The sequence below is a fragment of the Cupriavidus sp. 05N40 genome (genome assembly GCF_056397305.1).
The window spans coordinates 1-1,479 of sequence record NZ_JBFTND010000433.1 but is presented as its reverse complement, the minus strand read 5'-3'; the positions used below and the strand labels follow the sequence as shown (position 1 = coordinate 1,479).

The following is a 1,479-nucleotide window of genomic DNA, read 5'->3' as shown; positions in this document are numbered from 1 at the left end:
CTGCCGGACCAGCCCGCAACGGGCGCGCCCGCCGCACCTGCCTCGCCCGCCCCGGCAGCCACGCGGCCGCGCGCGGCCAAGCCGCGCCGCTACCCGCCGGGCTTCCTGCCCGCGCTGGCGCGGATCGACACCCAGCCGGTGACGTGCTTCGTCTTCGACAATGTGCTGCTCACGGTGCGGCCGGCGCAGTCGCGCACGCTCGACCAGGTGCGCCAGCGGCTGCTCGAACTATGCCGGGACCCGCGGCCGCAGACGGCGTCCAAGGCACGGTCCAACGGGCACGCCGCGCTGGTGCATGGCATCCGCCCGCCGACCCGCCCCGAGGACCTGATGCTCAGGCTGCTCAACGCGATGGTCGACCGCTACCTGGAACTGCGCGCGCCGCTCACGCGCCAGCTCGACCGCTGGCAGCGCGCGCTGCTCAGCACCCGGCGCAGCTTTTCGAGCTGGGAAGGGCTGCTCGACGCACGCATCGAGCTGCGCCGGCTCGAGCACCTGTGCGAGGAGCAGCACGATGCCCTGCAGGAATTCCGCGACAGTCTGCTGGACAACAGCTACAGCATCGCGAGCGAGGGGCAAGCCACATCGGCGGGCCGCGATGACGCACTGCTGGTGCGCATCAACGATGTGATGGAACATATCTCGCGCGTGCTAGCCCACGCGCGCCGGCTCGAGGATTCGATCGAATCCGCCGTGCAGATCCATTTCTCGGCGGTAGCCCACCGTACCAACCGCACCATGCGCACGCTGACGCTGATCACCGCGCTGTTCATGCCGCTCACGTTGATCACTGGCATCTTCGGCATGAATTTCGAGCGCATGCCGTGGCTGCGCGAGCCGGAAGGCTTCTGGTGGTCGCTGGGGCTGATGGGCGCGGTGGTGGTGGTGCTGGCCGCGGTGTGGGGGCTGGGGCGGCGGCTGGACCACAACTGAGCGGCCGCTCCCCGCGCCCGACTCTCAGATGCTGGCCTTGGCGTCGAACGCGCGCGCGAGGCTGTCGAGGAAGCGCGCGGCCGGCTGGTAGCCGATCACGCGGACCGGCCGCTCGCGCCCGTCCGTGCCGTACAGGATGATGCCGGGCGGACCGAACAGGCCGAAGCGCTTGAGCAGCGCGCGATCGTCTTCATTGTTGCGGGTGACATCGGCCTGCAGCATCACCACGCCGGACAGGCGCGAGCGCACACGATCGTCGCTGAACGTGAAGCGCTCCATTTCCTTGCAGCTCACGCACCAGTCGGCATAGAAATCCAGCAGCACCGGCTTGCCCGCGGCGGCGGCCTGCGCCACGCGCGCATCGAGCTCGGCCACCGAACGTACCCGCTCGAAGCGTGCCTCGGACACCTTGCCGACGACGGCTTCCGGATTGGCGCGCAGGGCCGCCAGGTGGGCCAGCGGCTGCAGCGGATCGCGGCCGCCGGAGGCCAGCCCCACCAGCAGGATCGCACCGGCCAGCGCGGCCAGCAGGCCGAGGCCCTTGCC

The 1,479-nt window shown here is 70.7% G+C and carries 2 protein-coding genes; one reads left to right on the top strand and one right to left on the bottom strand.

Annotation, left to right across the window (positions count from 1 at the left end; translation table 11 throughout):
* Nucleotides 1–933 (top strand): magnesium transporter CorA family protein (locus AC1DO7_RS41275; RefSeq protein WP_477117574.1); only part of this gene is annotated, 933 nt, incomplete at its 5' end.
* 24 nt (nt 934–957) lie between these two features.
* On the opposite strand, the gene AC1DO7_RS41270 is transcribed toward AC1DO7_RS41275, so the two are convergent.
* The coding region (locus AC1DO7_RS41270; RefSeq protein WP_477117573.1) for a thioredoxin family protein at nt 958–1,479 on the bottom strand (522 nt) is incomplete at its 5' end.